Raw genomic sequence first — 21,536 nt, forward strand, 5'->3', positions numbered from 1 at the left:
CACCGAAAATTTTCAGCAATTGACGGATATACACATTCCTGTATGCGAGAGGTACTGTATATTTGAATATCAAAAACTAAAAAAAGAATAGATTGTTAAACAGATAAAAAACACACAGTTATGTCAATTAAAGAAACATTTTCAGTAACCGGAGAGAATTTATTAAAAAGAATAAAGGAGTTGATCGCAGAGGGTAATGTCACAAAGATCAGCATCTCAGATAAGAACGGTAAGGACATCATGAGCTTCCCTGTAACCTTAGGGGTTATCGGCGTGGTATTGGCACCGATTTTTGCGGCTGTAGGCGCTTTGGCGGCGCTACTTACCGAATGTAAGATTACGGTGGAGCGCACCGATAAAAAGGATGAAACAGTTACCGAGGAACCTACGTCAGAACCAACTTCTGAACCAACGAACAGCTCCACAGGAACAGATATCGAAGTCCACTAAGCCAGCGGCTTCTTATTAAAAGATTTATATCGAAAGGCCTGCCATGTGCAGGCCTTTTATATTTCTGAGAATAGCCAAAATCACTAGCCTTACACCAAAATGGAATCCTTAACCTCCACTTTGGTCCAATATTTACCATATTTTTCCGAGGCAGCTAGATGATCCGGGTGTTTCTCATAGGTGTTGATATCTTCCATTGTCTTAAAAGTCACATAGATCGCATAGGAAAATGAATTATCGACAACGTCTCGAGGCGTTGTTGGTGCAGGCTTGCCAACCTGAAATGCATGAATGCCAGGTACTTTTTTCAGGGCTTCGAAGAAATTCAGAAAGTCTTGTTCCTCTTCAGCAGACAGCCCTGGCTTCAGCCAGAAATAAACCGAATGGAGAATATGTCCCGACTCATTCTCCGAAACGGGTGCATCTTGCTGGGCTGCACCTGATGCGCATGAACCCAATAGCGTAGTAGCCCCGGCAGTAAGGCATAGGGCCTTTATGAAGTGATTTCTTTTCATAATAGTGGATGTTTAGGTATTTAAATATACTAGATTTTCAGAAAATCACAGGTATCTGAAGCATATCGCACAACAAATAATACAATCCTTTAGCTTAATCATTACAAATGAAGCATATCTTTTCAGAAATACACAAGTTCAAACAGGTATTCCAAAAGAAAATATAAATTAAATCAATTTCCTAAAGATTAATATTACTATCATACATCTACAATCCAACTACTTTCTGTAAACAAATTGATTATTAATACAATATACGGCACATTCCTTGCTGATATTCATTGAAAATCAGGAACGAGACAACGAAAAAATTGCTTTTAAAACCTATATTTGCAATTAAATTATACATCACCAAATATCCTCTCGACTTAAACAAAATATGTTTAATCGTGTTAATAGAGGTATAATATTTATTAAAAAAGATTATCTAGCTAGCTTTGAATAGATTTGGCCGAATTGCTTTAAAGACCGTATTATGGATAATAGGTTCCATAATCGCTTTACTTTTACTATTAATTTTCTTAATCCGCCTACCTGCCGTACAGAACTACGTTGTTGGGAAGGTATCCAATTATTTGGAAAATAAGCTAGGGACTACCGTAGATATTGGCCATATCTATATCAATTTCCCCAAAAAGCTGGAGTTGAACAATGTGTTTTTCGCCGACCAATCTAAGGACACCCTGATTGCGGGTGAATCTCTTGTCGTGGATATCAACATGTTCAAGCTCTTGAAGAACACGGTAGAGATCGATGAGTTGGAGCTTAAGGGCATTACCGCAAAAATCAACCGCAAACTACCAGATAGCAGCTTTAACTTTGACTATATTGTGGCTGCCTTTGCCTCTGAAAAAGAAAGTACGCCCACTGCTGATAGTGCTTCCGCATTAACCTTTGATATCGATAAGGTCAATTTTGAACGCATAAAATTCGTGTATAAAGATGATGTCATCGGAACATCCGCTGACATCTACCTCAATAAGTTCAACACCAGGATCACCAAGTTTGACCTGACCAAAAACATGTCCTTCGGGTTGCCGAATGTGAAGATTGACGGTTTAACAGCGGATATCAAACAATGGGCGGTAATCACTTCTCAGGATTCTGTAAAAGCATCAGATTTTGGAATTACAGACCAATCTGTTGAAGCAACAAGTTTATTGCCGAACATTGACATTAAAACACTTGATCTAAAGAACATATACGTCAAATATGATGATAAAGCGATCAATATGGTCAGCAAGTTCGATATCAAAAATTTGGCAGGTAATGTAGAACAGATCGATCTGAACAAGGAAATCGTCAAGCTGAAGGAAATTAAACTTGCGCAATCCGATTCAGAAATCCTTTTCGGAAAAACAACCCAGGAGCATACCTTTGATGATGATACTCCTGCAGACACAGCCGCTAGCTCCATGAATTGGAAGGTGTCTGTGGATAAGCTCGTCATTGATAAAACGAATTTCTGGTTCAAGGATGATAATCAGCCTCGCACCAAAGGAATCGACTATTTCAACTTGAAATTGACCGATCTTGCAGGGGCCATGGATGATATTTATTATTCTGCGGATTCCATCTCCGGGAATTTGAAAGCGTTGATGGTCAAAGACCATTCCGGCTTCCAGCTGAACAAACTGCAAGGTGATTTTGTCTATACCAACACGGGAGCAACCATTAAGGACCTCTTGCTCGAGACACCGAACACACTGATCCGTGATGAGATCGTGGTTTCCTACCCTTCTTTGGATGCAGTTTCTAACAATCCATCCAGCATGACCATCAATGCCAATATCCGGAAAAGCCATATCGATATGCGCGATATCCGTTTCTTGGCACCAGATCTGGAAAAAGAAGAAGTCATGAAACCGTTGATGAACAAAAAGTTCTATATCGACGGACGGGTGACCGGCAAATTGAATGATCTACGCATTCCACGCTTTGACTTTAGAACACTAGACAATACCCATGTCATAGCAACAGCCCATATCAAGGGATTGCCGGACATGAACAAGCTTTATATTGACCTGGACCTTAAAAAATTGGTTACGGGTCGTAATGACATCAATAGACTGATTGCTCCTTCCCTATTGCCGGATAGCATCCAGCTACCGCGGAACATTAGCTTGAACGGTACCTTTAAGGGCGGTATGACCGGCTTTGATGCAAACTTGAAATTGGTGACCGAACAAGGAAATGCAACGGTCAACGGAAAGTTGAACATGGGGCGTGATACGACCTATAATGCTTTTGTAACCGTGGACAACTTCAACCTGGGGGAATTCCTGAAACAGGATTCCGTTCTGGGGTATGTCTCTGCACAGGCACAGGTGAATGGTGTCGGTTTAAATCCGAAAACCATGCGTGCGGATGCAACAGGTACCTTGAACCGCCTGGATGCAATGGGCTATAGCTACAAGGATATTGATTTTGACCTGACCGCAGTGGAAGGCGATATCGCCGCCAACCTCCATAGCCCCGATCCAAACATTGATCTGGATGCAACGATTCAGGCCGATATGCGCGGCGCATTCCCTAAGCTATATGCAGAGATGATGATCGATTCGGTCAACTTCAAGAACCTGAAATTGATCGATCAGAATCTGCGCTATCATGGAAAGATCATTGCTGATTTTGAGTCCTTGGATTTGGACAACCTCAACGGCTCGCTGTATGTCTCGAACTCTTCCATCGCCTATGATGATCAGCGCTATGTACTGGATACCATTGCTTTAACGGCACAATCCGACACAGCGAAGAATACATTGATCTTGAGTTCGGAATTCCTAAACGCCCATTTAACGGGTAAATATAAATTAACGGAATTAGGTTCATCCATTTCCGATATTATTCAGACGTACTATAATCCATCGAATAAGGTGGAGAAATATGAATATTCACCGCAGCAATTTGAGTTTTCGGCACGGCTGAACCATTCCCGTATTATTCGGGAGTTCTTACCGGCATTGGAAGAAATGCAGGATGTGACACTGGATGGTACCTTCAACAGTACCGATCACTCGCTCATGGCCAAGCTCCTTGCTCCGAAAATAATCTATGACGGAACGGAAATTGAGAATGTCGGGGTGGATATCATCACGGCAGACAGCACTTTGTATTACAACGCCCTGATCGGCCATATCTTGGTGAGCAATATCGAACTCCGCAACACAGTCATGAGTGGTAGTGTGGTCGATAATAACATTGACTTTGGCCTATGGATCAAGGATAAAGAAGATAAGGAACAGTATCATCTTGGGGCAACTATGCTCGTGGATGCCAATAACTACAACCTGAAGTTGAAAGAAGATGGTCTGATGCTGAACTACGAAAATTGGAATATTGACCCATCGAACTTGATCAGCTTCGGTCCAAAGGGCGTTCGAGCGCAAGGTTTCCGATTAACGAATGAAGGTCAGGAAATGCTCATTCAATCCCAAGATTCGACATTTAACTCTCCGATTGATCTAACGTTCAACAATTTCCGTATTGAGACCATTACAGAAATGTTGCAGTCTGAAACACTGAAATTAGGTGGTGGCATCAACGGAAATGCGACGGTATCACGTTTTGAATCGACGCCAGTATTTGTTTCCGACCTGACGATCGATCAATTCTTTTTCGGCACGGATACCATTGGTAATGTGGCCTTGAAGGTCAACAATATTAAGGAAAACACGTATTCTGCCGATGTGCGGATTACGGAAAATGGCAACGATGTCCACTTGATCGGTGATGTCATCTCCCCTCCTGAGGGTGATATGCAGATCGATGCCACATTGGAATTGAAACCGATGCGGATGGCAACCGTTCAGGCATTCAGTCTTGGCAACCTGCGTGATGCGCAAGGGGAAATTACCGGTCTATTGAAGATCAATGGCACGACTTCCGCTCCACGCATCAATGGCGAATTGACGTTCAATGATGCCGTCATCAACGCCTCCATGTTGAACTCCAACATGCGCGTGGACAACCAGAAGATCTATTTCAACGATCAGGGCATTACCTTCCGTCAGTTTAACCTGGTGGATGCCAAAAACAATACGGCTCGCTTAAACGGTACGATCAGAACTACAACGTATACAGACTTTGATTTCAACTTGAACTTGTCTACCGATGATTTTGAGGTCATGAACTCCACCAGGGAGGATAACGACTTGTTCTTCGGTAAGATGTATGTGACATCCAACCTTCGGATCACGGGCAATCTGGATAAACCGCGGATCGATGGAAACGTGAAGGCAAATGACCGTACGGACTTTAACTTTATCGTGCCTAACGATAATCCAGGTGTCGCACAACGCGAGGGTGTCGTGAAGTTCGTGGATAAGAGCGATACGGCTCGAGCGAATGTCTTTGCACAATTGGATTCCATGACGCAGGTGTCCAGTACGCTTTCTGGTTATGATATCGCCTTGAATTTAAGTACCGATAGGGATGCCAAATTCCGCGTTATCCTCGATGAGGGAACGCAGGATGCCTTGAATATTCAGGGTGTGGCGGAAATCAACACCAGTATCGATGCGAACGATAAGATTACGATGTCGGGAACATTTACAGTGGAAAAAGGAGATTATACCTTCTCCTTTGGCCCAATTTCCAAGGATTTCCAATTCCAGAAGGGAAGTACCATTGTCTGGAACGGGGATCCGTTAGATGCCCGATTGGATATCACGGCAATTTACACCGGAAGGTTCGCTACGCTTGAATTGGTGCAGAACCAGATTTCCGGCGAAAGCCAAAACCTTTATAAACAACGTGTGCCGTTTAATGTACTCTTGAAATTGACGGGTGAACTCTTCAAACCGCAGATAAACTTTGATATCGATTTGGATGAGAACAATGCGATCGTATCTCAAGAAGTGGTGAGCAAGGTGAATATTGCCCTGTCCAACCTGCGTGAGGACCCTGCGGAATTAAATAAGCAGGTCTTCTCCTTGATTGCATTGGGTCGCTTTATGTCGGCGAATCCATTTGAGAGTTTATCCGGTGGCGGTACGGAAGCCATGGTTCGGAGTACGGTATCTTCCTTCCTGACCGGACAGTTGAATAATCTTGCTTCTGACCTGATCAAAGGGGTGGAACTTGACTTCAACCTGAATTCAGAAGAAGATTACCTAACCGGAAACGCACAGACCCGTACGGATCTGAACGTAGGTATTTCGAAAATGCTATTTGACGACCGCTTGAAAATTACCATCGGTTCCAACTTCGAAGTGGAAGGAAATACACGTCCGGGTGAAAAAGCATCCAACATTGCGGGTGATATTTCCTTGGATTACCAATTATCAAAAGACGGCCGTTACTTCGCTCGCGTTTACCGGAAGAACCAGTACCAGGCAACCCTACAGGGGCAGTTCGTGGAAACGGGTATCGGTTTCATCATCAACATGAGCTACAACCGCTTTAAAGAATTGTTCATGAATTCCAAGGCGCTGCAGGAATATTACAATACGGACTCCAGAGGTTTCCGCCGTCGTTTTGACGTCGACAGAATGGAGACCGACTCGGTATACCGTGATAGCGTACGTTTGGTGATTCGCGACAGTTTGATGCTGCACAGTCCGGAGTTCAGAAAGCGTATGGAAGAGCGGGAGAAACAACAACAAGAAGAATTGAAAAAGCAACAGGACAGCACCCGGACACCGGTGGATACGTCCAGAAGAGATACATCAAGTTCCATGATAGACCCGAAAAAATCGGCGATTAAAAATGAAGAAGAAGAAGGGGGTGGCGATGAAAATTAAACATCTACTCGGCTGCAGCATGGGTGCCCTGCTGATCGCAAGCTGTAACCCAACGAAATACGTTGCTGACAACGAAAAATTCTACAAAGAAGGAGATGTTGTCATTCACAACGACACCATTCCAGAAGAGCGTAAGGAGCAATTCGAAACGTTTCTGGAGGAATCGCTCTTGCCGAAACCGAACAGTAAGTTTCTGGGCATGTACTGGAAAGTCGGCCTTTGGAACATGGGCGGTGGACCAGATACCACGAACAATTTTATCCGCAAATGGCTGAAGAAACAGGGTCAGGAGCCCGTTCTTTTGAGTGATGTCAACCGCGAATACAACCAGAATCTACTACGTGGAAAGATGGAGAACCTTGGGTTCTTTACCGCGCGCGTAACGTCGGATACCTTGATCGATGGCAAGATGGCCACGGTCAGATACGATGCCTTTCCTGGTCCTATCTACCGGATCAATGAAATACATTTTGACGTTGACAGTACCAAGAAATTGGGAAAATCCATTGTGGGAACTAAAGAAGGGACACTGTTACGCCCAGGAAGCAATTACAACCTGGATGTCATCCTGAACGAACGCGACCGCATTGACAATCGACTGAAAGAACAGGGCTACTACTATTTCAGTCCAGATAATATCCTATTGGAAGTGGACAGTACCATTGGCAACAACAAGGTCAACATGTACGTCACGGTAAAACCCGAAACACCGGCACAGGCGAAGGAACCGCAATACATTGGCAATGTCTACATTTTCCCGGATTGGAAAGAGACTTCATCGACCAATCGCCGCCGTGTACCGCGGAATACCGAAAAATACGATGACAAGTATTACATCGTCGACCCACAGAATAAATACCGGAAGAAAGTGTTGGCCAACCATATCTTTTTGCAGCCAGGCGACCTGTACAACCGCTGGAATCACAACCAGACCATCAATCACTTGGTCAACCTGAATGCCTTCAAATTCGTGAAGAACGACTTTGTGGACAGCAAGGACTCGACAAACCATTTGGATGTGTACTATTACCTCACACCAATGGAGCGGAAATCCATCCGTTTGGAACTTGTCGGAAAGACGGCGGCCGTATATAACGGTACGGAGGTAAATGCAAACTGGACCCTTAAGAATGCATTTAAGGGGTTTGAAACACTGACACTTTCGGTCTTTGGCGGTTATGAAACGCAGACCGGAGGAAATGTGAATCTAAATTCCAGTTATATCCGCTATGGAGCGGAGGTGGGCATTACCTGGCCGAGATTGCTTTCTCCATATAAATGGGCTCCAGGCAAGCAATATATACCCAAGACTTTCTTGAAAGCAGGTTATGAATTCCTGAACAGAAGAACGGCTTATACCTTGAATTCGATGACCTTGAATTATGGCTATGCATGGAAAGAAAACCTCCAGAAAGACCATAATCTGACGCTTGCAGAAATCATCTATGTACAGCCTCGTGGCATTTCTGATGAATATCGAGCACAGATGGACACAGTCCCTACCCTACGTCATATCGTTGATCCGCAATTTTCCTTCGGTCCGAACTACATTTACACGTTCACCAATTCGATGGAGAACAAGAAACACACGTTCTATGCAAAAGCGGGACTGAACACCTCGGGTAACATCCTGGGATTGATCCAAGGTGCCGATTACAATTCAGGAAAGATCAAGAACATTTTTGGCACTCCGTATTCTCAATTTATTAAAGCAGAGGCGGACCTGCGCCATTACATGAAGATCACCGCCAATTCAACCTTGGCTTCCCGCGTGATGATCGGAACCAGTTACTCGTACGGTAACTCCCGGTCCTTGCCTTACTTAAAACAATATTATACCGGTGGTCCGAACGGCTTACGTTCCTTCCGTGCCCGTGCGGTGGGTCCAGGTTCATCCCTACCGGAGAACATCGGTGAAGACAATTTCTTTGCTGATCAGACCGGTGACTTAAAACTGGAGCTGAATACAGAATATCGCGCGAAGATCGCCGGTATGCTGCATTGGGCGGCATTTATCGATGCGGGTAACGTGTGGTTGCAGAACGAAGATCCGAATAAACCGGGCGGTAAATTCTCCAAGGCTTTCTTGAGCGAACTTGCCGTAGGTGGTGGTTTGGGTCTGCGCCTGGATCTGGACTTCCTGATCCTACGTACCGATTTCGCGATCCCATTCCGCGTACCTTATCGTCCAAAGGATGACCGCTGGGTATTTAAATACATTGATATCCGCGAACGCGATTGGCGCCGCGACAACCTGATTTTTAACTTGGCGATCGGATATCCATTCTAGTCGACCAAAACCATAAAAACCACACAAAATCGGCCTTTTTGTTAAAACACAGAAAGGCCGATTTTTTTTACCTCCAATCGGTTAATATCTTCGTTTAAAACACTTCAAGGAACTTTTTAGGCATATCTGAGCAGAGAAACGGTCTGAATTTACTGCTCTTTTCCTGGACTTGTTGGGTGGACTGTCCAATCCTAAAAAAGCTATACACAAAAACAAAGTGTATGGAAACAATAGAAAGAGAGTTTGAGTTCGCTGAGCGGACCAGTAAGAAGCAGCCATTCGACAAGCGTCTGATCTTCCACATGCTGGATCAGATCGAACTTGGGGTCCCCCGCCGGGACCTGATGGAACAGTACGGTGTCTCCGAAGTGAGCCTGATCCGCTGGATGAAGAAGTTCGGGCGACAGCCCATTGGGCCAAAGCGGTATACCACCGAGCTGAAGCGTTCAGTGATCAGGGCGGTCCAGGACGGGATGAGCGCCTACCGGGCGGGGAACACCTTTGATATCTCCTCCGGTACGGTCTCCAGATGGGTCAGGGAATATAAGGGGGAAAATACCGAACTTAGTTCCCCAGAACCCGATGATATGGCCAACAAGAAACCCGTAGACCCCAAAGAGGCAGAGATCCTGGCCCTGAAGAAGGCCCTGGAATATGCAAACCTGAAGATCAGGGCATTGGATACCATGATCGATATTGCCGAGGAACAGCTCAAGATCGACATCAGAAAAAAGTCTGGTGCCAAGCGGTCGTAAAGATCAAACAGGAATCCCCAGCAATGGGGATCCGTTTGATCTGCGGACTGTTTGGCAGAACAAGGCATGCGTACTATGACCGCCAGTGGCGGGTTCAGGATGTCGGACTGAAGGACGAGATCATCCTGCTGCACGTGCTGCGGATACGCAGCGAACAGAAGAGGATCGGTACCCGGAAGCTGCTCCATATGCTCGCCGGCCCCCTGCAGGAACATGGGATCAGGATCGGCCGCGACTATCTCTTCGCCCTGATGAGGGAGCATTCCCTACAGATCAGGACCAGGAAGAGGAAGGCGGTCACCACCGATTCGCGGCACTGGATGAAGAAGTACGGAAACCTGATAAAGGGACTTGCGGTCGAGCGTCCCGAGCAGGTCTGGGTAAGCGACATCACCTATGTACAGCTCAACCGGCGCTGGGGATATCTGAGCCTGGTTACCGATGCCTATTCCAGAAAGATAGTGGGCTGGGCGTTCAGGGGCGACCTCTCGGCACAGGGATGTATCGATGCCCTGCAGATGGCACTGCAGCAGAGGCAGTATCAGGGAAAGGGACTGATACACCACTCCGATCGGGGTTCGCAGTACTGTAGCAAAGGCTATGTGGATATCCTACGCACCAACGGGATCGCGGTCAGCATGACCGAGAACGGGGATCCCTACGAGAATGCGATAGCCGAACGGGTGAACGGCATACTGAAGGCGGAGTTCGACCTCTACGCATCACAGAGTGGCCTGAGGGAGACCACAAGAAAGATCCGGGAGAACATCAGGGTATACAACAACCTGAGGCCCCACGCGAGCTGTGATTACCTCACACCTGAACAGGCACATAAGAGGTCAGGTGCGCTGAGAAAGAGATGGAGACCGAAAAAATATCCAATAGTGCAGAAAGAGTTTGTATAGTACATATAGTATTACCAAATTTGCCTGTATAATCAATTCAGAATTAATCCAATAATTTGTATAGCTATATAAGGACAAGACAGACCTTGTCTGACATGAGAGCGTGGTGAGAGCGTACTGAGAGCGTGGTGAGAGCGTGTCTATAGACACGCTCTCACCACGGCTTCACCTCGCTTGCAGTACGGCTTCACCTCAGACAAGGTATAAAGGAATGTACAGCTCTTCCAACTCCAGTATATCCAAGGAAATGAGATCTAATAGCACGCTCACTAACAGTCATGAAATTTTTGCATTATTCACAAAAATTGTTGTCTCAGGTATGGAGGTTTTACATAAAATAAACATAGTTAAGCCCCTATTTCCTGATAATTATTGTTACATTTATTGGAAACATATAAATCCTTAACCATATGAAAATAACCGTAGTTGGAGCAGGAGCAGTTGGAGCAACGACCGCCGATAATTTAGTGAGAAGAAACATTGCTGAAGAGATTGTTTTACTGGACATCAAGGAAGGTGTGGCTGAAGGGAAGGCTCAGGATATGATGCAGACCTCTGCCCTATTGGGTTTTGATTCCAAAATCAAGGGGGTAACCAACGATTATCTTTCGACCGCGGGCTCTGCCGTTGCAGTCATAACATCGGGAATCCCTCGGAAACCGGGGATGACACGTGAAGAATTGATCGGCACGAACGCAAATATCGTAAAATCCGTTGTTGAGAATCTTTTGAAACATTCGCCAGACATTATTATCCTGGTGGTTTCCAACCCGATGGATACGATGACCTATTTGGCGCTCAAATCAAGTGGATTGCCGAAAAATAGGATCATCGGAATGGGAGGTGCATTGGATTCTGCACGTTTCAAATACCAGATCAGTGATAAATTAAATGCTTCGGCAAATGACCTAAACGCCATTGTTATCGGTGGACACGGCGATACGACCATGATCCCATTGATCAAGCATGCGACCTGGAACTCCGTTTCGGTATCCAGTTTCCTTTCCGCTGAGGAAGAGGAAGAAATCGTAAAGAAAACGATGGTTGGAGGTGCGACCTTGACTGCCCTTATCGGCACTTCGGCATGGTACGCCCCTGGTGCTGCAGCAGCAGCCATGGTCGAAAGCATTGTCAAGGACCAAAACCGTTTGTTCACCGCCTCCGTATACCTTGAGGGTGAATACGGCCAGGAAGACATCAATATTGGTGTGCCTGTCATCATTAATAGCAAAGGATGGGACAGAATCGTTCCAATGGAACTATCCGAAGAGGAAGAAAATCTATTTAAAGCAAGCGCGGATGCTGTCCGTAAGATGAATCAAGTCCTTTTTGACGAAGGCGTATTAACGAAATAAGCAGCAACATTCATTATACATGCAAAAAATTCCATTTGAAGTCATCGGCCTCCAAGCCGATGGCTTTCATATTATTACAGAAATAGAATTACTGGATAAAAAATTCAAAATCGTCATTGACACCGGAGCATCGAAGACCGTTCTGGATAAGGAGACCTTGTTGGCTTCCGGCATTGATGAAGAGAATTTCCTGAATACTGACATTCTTTCCACGGGTTTGGGCACGAACAGTATGGAAAGCTTTATCCTGACCATTCCCACCCTTCAACTGGCAGAATGGAAAATTAAGAACTTCCAGGTCGCTGTATTGGACCTGAGCTCCATAAATTACGCCTATGAACAGATCGGTTTAGAGCGCGTAATCGGGGTACTGGGTGGTGATATCCTCAACATGTACGGCGCCAAGATTGACTATAAGAAGCAGGAATTATCCCTCAATCAGCGTAGATTGAGTTTGAAAAGTCGGCGCTGAATGTGAAGCCGCAGATAGATATAAAAGGCGATGGCGATTAAAATACCGCACCCTCCCATGATATAGAGGGTGTTTTTTATGCCCACAGCTTCAGCAATAGTCCCGGTAAGGAGACTGCCAACAGGGAATATTCCCTGAAATGCCATCACATAATAGGACATTGCCCGCGCTCGATAGGCAGGCACTGCATGGGTCTGAATGTAGGTGTTGATCGAGGAATTCTGCATCATCATACTGAAGGAAACAGCTCCTGTAAACAACAGTGCAGAGGGAAGGTAGTGCGCATAGGCCAGCAGGATCAAGGCCAATCCCATGAAAAAAGCCGAGAACATGACCCGATACCGCAGGTTTTCCCCCGATTTCATACGTGCCATATTGATGGCGCCGATCATGGCACCCAGACCTGCAGCACTTTCAAACCAAGAGAACGTACGCTCATCCCCAGAGAACAATTCCCGGGCAACGGCGGGCAACAAAGATGTATAAGGTATGACCAAAAGGCTGGAAAAGGTCAATATGATGATCAGGGAAGCGATATGTGGCGACCTGCGCAGGTAATTAAAACCATGAACAAGCCCCTGGAAAGCTGTTTCATTAGGGATGATGATGACCCTTTCCTTCACGTTCATCAACATCAAACAGATAATGACCGGGATAAAGCTGACAAAATTAATGGTAAAACACACGAGTTCTCCGTACATAGACAACAGCACTCCACCAATGGCCGGTCCGACCATCCTTGCTGCATTGAAAATGGATGAGTTGAGTGCAATCGCATTGGGCAAATCCTTCTTGTCATCGACCAGATTTACCAATAAGGACTGCCTTCCCAGCACATCAAAGGCATTGATAACCCCCTGAATAAACCCAAGAATAGAAAGATACAGCACCGATTCCATCTTCAGGAACACCAATAAGGTCAACAATCCGGCCTGGATCATCAACCCAATTTGGGTGATAAAAACGAGACGATATTTCTTATGCCGATCCACAAATGCACCAATAAAGGGCGATAGGATCAACGAAGGCAAGAGGGACACGAAGGACACAAACCCCAACCAAAATACGGACTCTGTTAATTGATAGACCAACCAACTGATGGCAATCCGCTGCATCCAGGTACCTAAAAGTGAGATTGCTTGTCCGATAACGTGTAATCTATAGTTTGGATACTTAAGGGATCTGAATATTTGCATGGATGCAGAAATGTATTTAAGTAAAGATAAGCAATTGAAATACAACAGGGATTTGGTTAAAAATCCTCAGTAGTATAACAGCAAAAATGGCCTTTTTGTTGTAATTCATGAAAAATTAAGCGGCAAAGCGCAGAAATATCTTATAGATGAAGGAGATATCTTCAAATGTTGAAACAATATAACTACCTTTGCACAAGTTTCGGCACACAGGCTGAATATCTAGAAAACAAATAAATTCAACACAATCATGAAATTTTTTATTGATACCGCAAACCTAGCACAAATCAAAGAAGCACAAGACCTTGGTGTTTTGGATGGAGTAACGACCAACCCTAGTTTAATGGCCAAAGAAGGCATTTCTGGTGAAGAAAACGTGATCAATCACTACAAGGCTATCTGTGATATCGTTGAAGGAGATGTTAGTGCGGAGGTAATTTCCACGGATTATGAAGGGATGATCAAGGAAGGTGAAGCACTTGCTGCCTTGGATAGCAAGATCGTTGTGAAGGTCCCAATGATCAAGGACGGTATTAAAGCGATCAAATATTTCAGCAAAAAAGGTATCAAAACCAACTGTACATTGGTATTTTCAGCGGGTCAGGCTTTGTTGGCAGCTAAGGCTGGCGCAACGTATGTATCCCCTTTTATCGGTCGTTTGGATGATATTTCTGTGGATGGTTTGGGCTTGATCGAAGAAATCCGTGAAATCTATGACAACTATGGTTTTGAAACGGAAATCTTGGCTGCTTCCGTACGTCACAGCGCACATATTTTAGGTTGTGCGAAGATCGGAGCAGACGTGATGACTGGTCCTCTTTCGGCAATTTTAGCGTTGTTGAAGCACCCGCTTACGGATAGTGGATTGGCTCAATTCTTAGCTGACCACGCAAAAGCTGCAGGTAAATAATAAGACTACTGTCAAAATAAAGGAAACCTCGGTACTGTTCGTACCGAGGTTTTTTTATGCGCCATATAATTCGTAATTTTAACGGTATGAAAGCGGACGCGAGCACAGAAATTACGGGAGAAAAATTGGAGGAATTCCAACATATTTTAAAGGCCAATCAACTCAAGGTAACCCAGCCTAGGCTTCGCGTTTTGGATACCATCTCCACCAAGACATCTGCTATTTCTCAACCCGAATTGGAGAAGATTTTAGGCAGTGAAATTGACCGCGTAACGCTTTATAGAATTTTAGCAAATTTCGAAGAAAAAGGTATTCTTCATAAAGTTTTTGACTTGAACGGAACGGCCACTTATGCCTTCTGTTCGACCAAGTGTTCAGCCGATCACCATCATGATCAACACGTGCATTTCATCTGCTCAGTTTGTAATTCGGTATTCTGTCTCGACGAAATCGCACTACCAAAGGTGAAGCTCCCGAACAATTTTTCACTACATTCCATCGCGATAAATGCGGTTGGACTGTGTGACTCCTGCAACGAAAAACAAGCGTAAATTTTCCATTTTTTTCTTTAAATTGCCACGCATATCCTCGCATGGCAATGAAAATCTATCTGCCCTTTTTAGAAGCAAAAACCATAGCTAAACTAAAATTTTTAAATTTGCTAATATTTAGTTTTTATATTTTTAAACGTTTGTTTCATAGCCACTTATATACTATCAATAACATTTAAATTTCAAAACAATATTTTTAGCAAAATAGAGTTAAAAAGAGCTTATTTCTCATTTATTGCTACAAATCAGCAACTTACAAAAATTAATCCATAAAACAGTTTTAGCAATTATATTATTACATGCTAATATTCAGCTAATTACAACAGCTAAAAACAATTGATTATTTATTTAAAAATGGGATAAACATTTCGAAAGATATTTTTCACCCTATTCAAACAAAAATGGGATGAAATGAGTATCTTAGATACGGAGTCAGATTTGCACGGCAATAAATCGTTTTCAGGAACGGCCGACCATCCTCTCCCCTTCCCTACCAAAAACAAAAATCTGTAGGGATTGATGTATTAAAGAACAAACTATGAGATCAAAAAAAGAGAATCCCTACAAGGAAGTAATGACCCAACTGATTGTAGACATTTTTGAAAAATCAGGAAACACCCCCCTCAATTATAAGCAAGTTGCCGCTAAGCTAAACATAAAGGAAAATGATGCTAAAAATGCTTTAGCAGATTTACTCGCGGATGTCACGAAAGAAGGAAAATTCATTCAGCCTGAACGAGGCAAATTCCAACTCAAACAGCTACATGTTTATGTGACCGGTAAGGTCGATATGACAGCCGATGGTTCGGCTTACATTGTACCGGATGACGAAACCGAAGGAGACATCTTCGTGGCTCCCCGCAAACTCCGCCAAGCGCTGCACAACGACATCGTCAAGGTGCATGTGTACGAACGCAAAAAAGGACGCAAGCGCGAGGGTGAGGTGGTCGAAATTCTGCAGCGTGCGAAGACCGATTTCACCGGTACGATAGACATTTCCAAATCCTACGCTTTTTTCCAACCGGACGACAGAAAGATGTTGCACGATATATTCATTCCACTGGACAACCTGAACGGCGCGAAGAATGGAGAAAAAGTTGTTGTCTCGATTTTGGAGTGGCCGAAAAATGCAAAGAACCCGATCGGTCGGGTGAAGAATATCTTGGGCAAGAAAGGCGAGAACAATACGGAAATGAACGCCATCCTGGCGGACTTCGGATTTCCGTTGGAGTTCCCAGCAAAAGTGGAAGAGGAAGCAAACGCAATCCCCGATACCATTTCGCCGGAAGAGATTGCCAAAAGACAGGATTTCCGCCAGACGACAACCTTTACCATTGACCCTGCCGACGCAAAGGATTTTGATGACGCCATTTCTTTCAAGAAATTGGAGAATGGAAATTACGAGGTGGGCGTGCATATTGCCGACGTCTCCCATTATGTCATCCCGGATTCCATCCTGGACAAAGAAGCTTTCGAACGCGGAACATCCGTCTACCTGGTGGACAGAGTAATCCCAATGCTTCCTGAGCGACTTTCCAACAACCTGTGTTCCCTTCGTCCAAACGAGGACAAACTGTGCTTCTCTGCGGTATTCGAGCTCGACGAGAAAGCCAATGTCATGGACCAATGGTTTGGCAGGACGGTTATTCATTCAGATCGCAGATTCTCCTACGAAGAAGCGCAGGAAGTAATTGAAGGCAAGGCAGACGATCTTTCCGAGGAAATCTTGAAGCTGAACGAGCTCGCGCTTATCCTTCGCGAACGGAAGTTTAAGGCCGGAGCCATCAGTTTTGAAACGGATGAGGTGAAGTTCCACTTGGATGAGAACGGCAAGCCTACTGGAGTGTATACCAAGGTCCGCAAGGAAGCACACAAGCTGATCGAGGATTTCATGCTGCTGGCCAACCGGAAGGTTGCGGAATACATCGGCAAGATGGGCAAGGGCAAGAACAAACTACCGTTCGTTTACCGTTTCCACGACGTACCTAATCCGGAAACCCTGACGAGCTTCTCCCAGTTTGCTTCCCGCTTTGGCCACCGCCTGAGCATCAAATCGGACAAGGAAACTGCAAAATCACTGAATTCCCTGATGACGAAGATCGAGGGCACAAAGGAGCAGAACCTCCTGACGTCCCTAGCGATCCGTTCCATGGCAAAAGCCATCTATACCACAAAGGGTACATCCCACTATGGATTAGCCTTTGACTACTACACGCACTTTACCTCCCCTATCCGCCGATACCCCGACGTGATGGTCCACCGCTTACTCCAGTATTACCTGGATGGCGGAAGAAAGGTCAATGCCGAGCATTACGAGAAAATGTCGGAGCACTCTTCCCAAATGGAAAAGAAAGCTGCGGAGGCAGAAAGAGCATCCGTAAAATACAAACAGGCAGAATTCCTACAAGATCAGATCGGCACAGAATACACAGGAATTGTTTCCGGTGTGACCGAATGGGGAATGTACGTGGAGATCGAAGAGAACAAATGTGAAGGTATGGTTCGCTTGCGCGACATCACGGATGACTTCTACACCCTGGATGAAAAGAATTACGCCATCATCGGGCAGCGCAAAAAGAAAGTCTACCAGTTGGGCGACGAAGTGCAGATCAAGGTTAAGAAAGTAGACCTGGAAAAAAGACAGATCGACTTTACCCTATTGAGTTAATCAGCAAAAAAACATAAAATCGAAAATGCCGGCCCTATGGACCGGCATTTTTCATTCACTTTGAAATTTTTCAATCGGGTTCCGAAAAAAAACTGACGGGCAGTTCAAAAACGGGCCCCATCCCTAGGGTTGGGTTTATTAGTAGCTTGTGTGATCATTTAACGTTAAATACGCACACAAAATCAGCACCATTTACTCCCTACCGGGGAAAATACCTACAAATTACCTGTTTTCAGGTACAAATGGGAAACCGCTAATTCTTACAAACAGCATTTAACCACACCAATAGCCATAATCATGACCTAATAACTCATCAGCATGCTCAGGTACATTCGCATGAGCTACCGACTTTACTTTTGGGGTTAGATTTGTTCTGAGTTTTCCGTTTTAGGACAGTTCATTGGGGTAAGATTTACGACCTCGTTTGCGGCATTGCTGGTCCATTGTTGGGGAATATGCAAAATTTATAAAAAACTTATGGCACAACTCTTTAGAGTATAGAATATTCTTTATATCTTTGCGGACTTAAAATAATTTTTTAAACAAAATCTTAAAAAGAAAAACAGGTAAATGCCTACTATTCAACAATTAGTTAGAAAAGGTAGAGTAGCTCTGGTTGACAAGAGTAAATCACCAGCGTTGGATTCATGTCCACAGCGAAGAGGTGTGTGTACGCGTGTATACACTACTACCCCTAAGAAACCAAACTCAGCAATGCGTAAAGTGGCTCGTGTTCGTTTAACGAACGGTAAAGAGGTGAATGCTTACATCCCAGGAGAAGGTCACAACTTACAAGAACACTCTATCGTGTTAATCCGTGGCGGTCGTGTTAAAGACTTACCAGGAGTTCGTTACCACATCATCCGTGGTGCATTAGATACTTCCGGTGTAGCAGGTCGTAACCAACGTCGTTCTAAATACGGAACAAAACGTCCTAAACCAGGACAAGCAGCGGCTCCAACAAAAGGTAAGAAATAATTAAACGGAGGAAAATAAAATGAGAAAAGCAAAACCAAAAAAGAGAATCATTTTACCTGATCCAAAGTTTAATGATGTTCAGGTAACTCGTTTCGTAAACAACATGATGTTCGACGGTAAGAAATCTATCGCGTACTCCATTTTTTACGATGCAGTTGAATTAGTAGAGCAAAAGACACAAGAGAACGGTCTTGAGACTTGGAAAAAAGCACTTAACAATGTAATGCCAGCGGTAGAGGTTAAATCTCGTCGTGTAGGTGGTGCAAACTTCCAGGTTCCTATGGAAGTTCGTCCTGAGCGTAAAATCGCTTTAGGTATGAAATGGTTAATTTCTTACGCTCGCAAACGTGGTGAAAAAACCATGTTCGAGAAATTAGCGGGAGAGATCATTTCAGCTTCTAAAGGTGAAGGTGCTGCTGTTAAGAAGAAAGAAGATACGCACAAGATGGCGGAAGCTAACAAAGCGTTCTCACACTTCAGATTCTAATTTTGAACAAAAGGAATCAAATATGATTACACCGACTTTAGATAATAGATTTTTCCATTATCAAAGTCGGTGTATTTATTTCAACTGAAATACAACCTGCCAATAGGCAAACTGCAATAAAAAACATGGCAAAAGATTTAAAATTAGTAAGAAATATTGGTATCGCTGCACACATCGATGCTGGTAAAACAACGACTACAGAGCGTATTCTTTTCTACTCGGGTGTAAACCACAAGTTAGGTGAAACGCACGAAGGTTCAGCGACTACAGACTGGATGGCACAAGAGCAAGAGCGTGGTATCACGATTACCTCTGCTGCTGTAACTGTATTCTGGAACTACCGTAACAAGAAATACCAAGTAAACGTAATTGATACTCCAGGTCACGTGGACTTTACTGTAGAGGTAAACCGTTCCCTACGTGTATTGGATGGTCTAGTATTCTTATTCTCGGCGGTTGATGGTGTTGAGCCTCAGTCCGAGACTAACTGGCGTTTAGCTGATGGATACAAAGTTCCTCGTATCGGTTTCGTGAATAAAATGGACCGTTCTGGTGCTGACTTCTTGAAAGTTGTTAAGCAAGTAAAAGATATGTTAGGTTCTGAGGCCGTAGCGCTTCAATTGCCTATCGGTGCTGAAGATGATTTCAAAGGTGTAGTTGACTTGATCAACAACCGTGGTATCGTTTGGAACGACGCAGATAAAGGAATGACCTTTACTGAAGTGCCTATCCCTGAGGATATGCTTGACGAAGTTGCTGAATACCGTGAGAAATTATTGGAAGCAGTAGCTGGTTATGATGAGTCTTTGATGGAGAAATTCTTCGAAGATCCAGATTCATTGACTGAGCGCGAAATCCTTGACGCATTGCGTAAAGCAGTATTGGACAACGCTATCGTTCCTATGGTTTGTGGTTCATCTTTCAAAAACAAAGGTGTTCAGACAATGCTTGACTTCGTAATGGAGTTATTGCCTTCTCCATTGGATCAAGAAGCGGTAAAAGGTACTGACCCACGTAACGGTGAAGAGATCTCTCGTAAACCATCTGAAGCAGAGCCTTTCGCAGCTTTAGGTTTCAAAATCGCTACTGACCCATTCGTAGGTCGTTTGTGTTTCACTCGTGTATACTCAGGTGTACTAGAAGCTGGTTCTTACATCTTGAACACACGTTCAGGAAACAAAGAGCGTATCTCTCGTATCTTCCAGATGCACGCAAACAAACAAAACCCAATCGAGCGTATCGGAGCAGGTGACATCGGTGCTGTCGTTGGTTTCAAGGACATCAAAACTGGTGATACCCTTTGTGATGAGAAAAACCCTATCGTTCTTGAGTCTATGGTATTCCCTGAGCCGGTTATCGGTTTGGCGATCGAGCCTAAAACTCAGGCTGACGTTGATAAATTAGGTATCGGTCTTGGTAAATTAGCTGAGGAAGATCCTACATTCGTAGTGAAAACTGATCCTGATACAGGTCAAACTGTAATCTCTGGTATGGGTGAGCTTCACTTGGATATCTTGATCGACCGTTTGAGACGTGAGTTCAAAGTTGAAGTGAACCAAGGTGCTCCTCAAGTAGCTTACAAAGAGTCCATCAACGGTACGACTGAGCACCGTGAAGTGTACAAGAAACAATCAGGTGGTCGTGGTAAATTCGCGGATATCAAAGTTGTTGTTTCTCCAGCAGATGAGGATTGGGATGTAGTTAAAAACCCACTTCAATTCGTAAATGAAATCGTTGGTGGATCTATTCCTAAGGAATACATTCCTTCGGTTCAAAAAGGATTTGAAGTTTCCATGAACAATGGTGTACTTGCCGGTTACCAATTGTCAGGTATGAAAGTTCGTTTGATTGATGGTTCATTCCACGCAGTCGATTCAGACTCTCTATCTTTCGAATTAGCTGCTAAGATGGCTTACCGTGCTGCTCTTCCTAAATGTTCTCCAGTATTGATGGAGCCAATCATGAAGGTTGAAGTATTGACACCAGAAGAAAACATGGGTGATGTAATGGGTGACTTGAACCGTCGTCGTGGCCAAATGCAAGGTTTGGATTCCCGTAACGGTGCGCAAGTAATCAAAGCATTGGTACCTCTTTCCGAGATGTTCGGCTATGTTACGCAATTGCGTACGATCACTTCAGGACGTGCAACTTCTACAATGGAGTTCGACCACTACGCTGAAGCACCTCGTAACGTTCAAGAAGACGTAATCGCGAAATCTAAAGGAAAAGTTAAAGGTATCGAAGAATAATCCTTTCTATCCAG

The 21,536-nt window shown here is 44.3% G+C and carries 15 protein-coding genes; 13 read left to right on the forward strand and 2 right to left on the reverse strand.

The window, feature by feature from the left end; translation table 11 throughout:
- Positions 1–120 precede the first annotated feature (120 nt).
- Positions 121–450 (forward strand): DUF4342 domain-containing protein, encoded by a 330-nt coding sequence (locus G6N79_RS15810; RefSeq protein ID WP_103906169.1) that lies wholly within the window; start codon positions 121–123, stop codon positions 448–450.
- Positions 451–539: 89 nt separating this feature from the next.
- Here G6N79_RS15810 and G6N79_RS15815 read toward each other — a convergent pair whose 3' ends face one another.
- The gene (locus G6N79_RS15815; RefSeq protein WP_103906170.1) at positions 540–965 is read right to left on the reverse strand and encodes a Dabb family protein; all 426 of its coding nucleotides are present in this window, start codon (positions 963–965) and stop codon (positions 540–542) included.
- Positions 966–1,402: 437 nt separating this feature from the next.
- Between G6N79_RS15815 and G6N79_RS15820 the strand changes: the two genes are divergently transcribed.
- The 6 genes from G6N79_RS15820 to G6N79_RS15845 all read left to right on the forward strand — a co-directional run bounded on the left by G6N79_RS15820 (position 1,403) and on the right by G6N79_RS15845 (position 12,486).
- The gene (locus G6N79_RS15820) at positions 1,403–6,709 is read left to right on the forward strand and encodes a translocation/assembly module TamB domain-containing protein (RefSeq protein ID WP_103906171.1); all 5,307 of its coding nucleotides are present in this window, start codon (positions 1,403–1,405) and stop codon (positions 6,707–6,709) included.
- Positions 6,675–8,999 carry a translocation and assembly module lipoprotein TamL gene (gene tamL / locus G6N79_RS15825; RefSeq protein ID WP_103906172.1) on the forward strand — a complete coding sequence of 775 codons (2,325 nt, stop codon included), beginning with the start codon at positions 6,675–6,677 and terminating at the stop codon, positions 8,997–8,999. Before G6N79_RS15820 ends, tamL begins: the two co-directional genes overlap by 35 nt.
- 221 nt (positions 9,000–9,220) lie before the next feature.
- Positions 9,221–9,754 carry a transposase gene (locus tag G6N79_RS17585; protein ID WP_206517945.1) on the forward strand — a complete coding sequence of 178 codons (534 nt, stop codon included), beginning with the start codon at positions 9,221–9,223 and terminating at the stop codon, positions 9,752–9,754.
- Between the two features lie 23 nt (positions 9,755–9,777).
- Positions 9,778–10,659 (forward strand): IS3 family transposase, encoded by an 882-nt coding sequence (locus tag G6N79_RS15835; protein ID WP_164527209.1) that lies wholly within the window; start codon positions 9,778–9,780, stop codon positions 10,657–10,659.
- A gap of 410 nt (positions 10,660–11,069) precedes the next feature.
- Positions 11,070–12,014 carry a malate dehydrogenase gene (locus G6N79_RS15840; protein ID WP_103907783.1) on the forward strand — a complete coding sequence of 315 codons (945 nt, stop codon included), beginning with the start codon at positions 11,070–11,072 and terminating at the stop codon, positions 12,012–12,014.
- 19 nt (positions 12,015–12,033) lie between these two features.
- Entirely contained in the window at positions 12,034–12,486 is a 453-nt protein-coding gene (locus G6N79_RS15845) for an aspartyl protease family protein (protein ID WP_103907782.1), read from the forward strand.
- On the opposite strand, the gene G6N79_RS15850 is transcribed toward G6N79_RS15845, so the two are convergent.
- On the reverse strand, positions 12,453–13,682 hold the full coding sequence (locus tag G6N79_RS15850) for an MFS transporter (protein WP_103907781.1): 1,230 nt from the start codon (positions 13,680–13,682) through the stop codon (positions 12,453–12,455). The genes G6N79_RS15845 and G6N79_RS15850 overlap by 34 nt on opposite strands.
- Before the next feature lie 247 nt (positions 13,683–13,929).
- Between G6N79_RS15850 and fsa the strand changes: the two genes are divergently transcribed.
- The 6 genes from fsa to fusA all read left to right on the forward strand — a co-directional run bounded on the left by fsa (position 13,930) and on the right by fusA (position 21,522).
- The gene (gene fsa / locus G6N79_RS15855; protein WP_103907780.1) at positions 13,930–14,589 is read left to right on the forward strand and encodes a fructose-6-phosphate aldolase; all 660 of its coding nucleotides are present in this window, start codon (positions 13,930–13,932) and stop codon (positions 14,587–14,589) included.
- Between the two features lie 86 nt (positions 14,590–14,675).
- Positions 14,676–15,140, forward strand: a complete 465-nt coding sequence (locus tag G6N79_RS15860) for a Fur family transcriptional regulator (protein WP_103907779.1) — start codon at positions 14,676–14,678, stop codon at positions 15,138–15,140.
- Between the two features lie 538 nt (positions 15,141–15,678).
- Positions 15,679–17,808, forward strand: coding sequence for a ribonuclease R (gene rnr, locus G6N79_RS15865; RefSeq protein WP_103907778.1), 2,130 nt, complete (start codon positions 15,679–15,681; stop codon positions 17,806–17,808).
- Positions 17,809–18,378: 570 nt separating this feature from the next.
- On the forward strand, positions 18,379–18,786 hold the full coding sequence (gene rpsL / locus G6N79_RS15870; protein WP_103907777.1) for a 30S ribosomal protein S12: 408 nt from the start codon (positions 18,379–18,381) through the stop codon (positions 18,784–18,786).
- Between the two features lie 19 nt (positions 18,787–18,805).
- Complete coding sequence (gene rpsG / locus G6N79_RS15875) at positions 18,806–19,273, forward strand: 30S ribosomal protein S7 (RefSeq protein WP_094258280.1); 468 nt, start codon at positions 18,806–18,808, stop codon at positions 19,271–19,273.
- A gap of 125 nt (positions 19,274–19,398) precedes the next feature.
- Positions 19,399–21,522, forward strand: coding sequence for an elongation factor G (fusA, locus tag G6N79_RS15880; RefSeq protein ID WP_103907776.1), 2,124 nt, complete (start codon positions 19,399–19,401; stop codon positions 21,520–21,522).
- Positions 21,523–21,536: the final 14 nt, after the last annotated feature.

The organism is Sphingobacterium lactis (assembly GCF_011046555.1).
In the GTDB taxonomy this organism is placed as follows: domain Bacteria; phylum Bacteroidota; class Bacteroidia; order Sphingobacteriales; family Sphingobacteriaceae; genus Sphingobacterium; species Sphingobacterium lactis.

Excerpts from the sequence above, each read along its gene's own strand:
- G6N79_RS15810 (WP_103906169.1), top strand. The coding sequence starts at position 121 with ATGTCAATTAAAGAAACATTTTCAGTAACCGGAGAGAATTTATTAAAA.
- G6N79_RS15815 (WP_103906170.1), bottom strand. The coding sequence starts at position 965 with ATGAAAAGAAATCACTTCATAAAGGCCCTATGCCTTACTGCCGGGGCT.
- tamL (WP_103906172.1), top strand. The coding sequence starts at position 6,675 with ATGAAGAAGAAGAAGGGGGTGGCGATGAAAATTAAACATCTACTCGGC.
- G6N79_RS17585 (WP_206517945.1), top strand. The coding sequence starts at position 9,221 with ATGGAAACAATAGAAAGAGAGTTTGAGTTCGCTGAGCGGACCAGTAAG.
- G6N79_RS15835 (WP_164527209.1), top strand. The coding sequence starts at position 9,778 with ATGGGGATCCGTTTGATCTGCGGACTGTTTGGCAGAACAAGGCATGCG.
- G6N79_RS15840 (WP_103907783.1), top strand. The coding sequence starts at position 11,070 with ATGAAAATAACCGTAGTTGGAGCAGGAGCAGTTGGAGCAACGACCGCC.
- G6N79_RS15845 (WP_103907782.1), top strand. The coding sequence starts at position 12,034 with ATGCAAAAAATTCCATTTGAAGTCATCGGCCTCCAAGCCGATGGCTTT.
- G6N79_RS15850 (WP_103907781.1), bottom strand. The coding sequence starts at position 13,682 with ATGCAAATATTCAGATCCCTTAAGTATCCAAACTATAGATTACACGTT.
- fsa (WP_103907780.1), top strand. The coding sequence starts at position 13,930 with ATGAAATTTTTTATTGATACCGCAAACCTAGCACAAATCAAAGAAGCA.
- G6N79_RS15860 (WP_103907779.1), top strand. The coding sequence starts at position 14,676 with ATGAAAGCGGACGCGAGCACAGAAATTACGGGAGAAAAATTGGAGGAA.
- rnr (WP_103907778.1), top strand. The coding sequence starts at position 15,679 with ATGAGATCAAAAAAAGAGAATCCCTACAAGGAAGTAATGACCCAACTG.
- rpsL (WP_103907777.1), top strand. The coding sequence starts at position 18,379 with ATGCCTACTATTCAACAATTAGTTAGAAAAGGTAGAGTAGCTCTGGTT.
- rpsG (WP_094258280.1), top strand. The coding sequence starts at position 18,806 with ATGAGAAAAGCAAAACCAAAAAAGAGAATCATTTTACCTGATCCAAAG.
- fusA (WP_103907776.1), top strand. The coding sequence starts at position 19,399 with ATGGCAAAAGATTTAAAATTAGTAAGAAATATTGGTATCGCTGCACAC.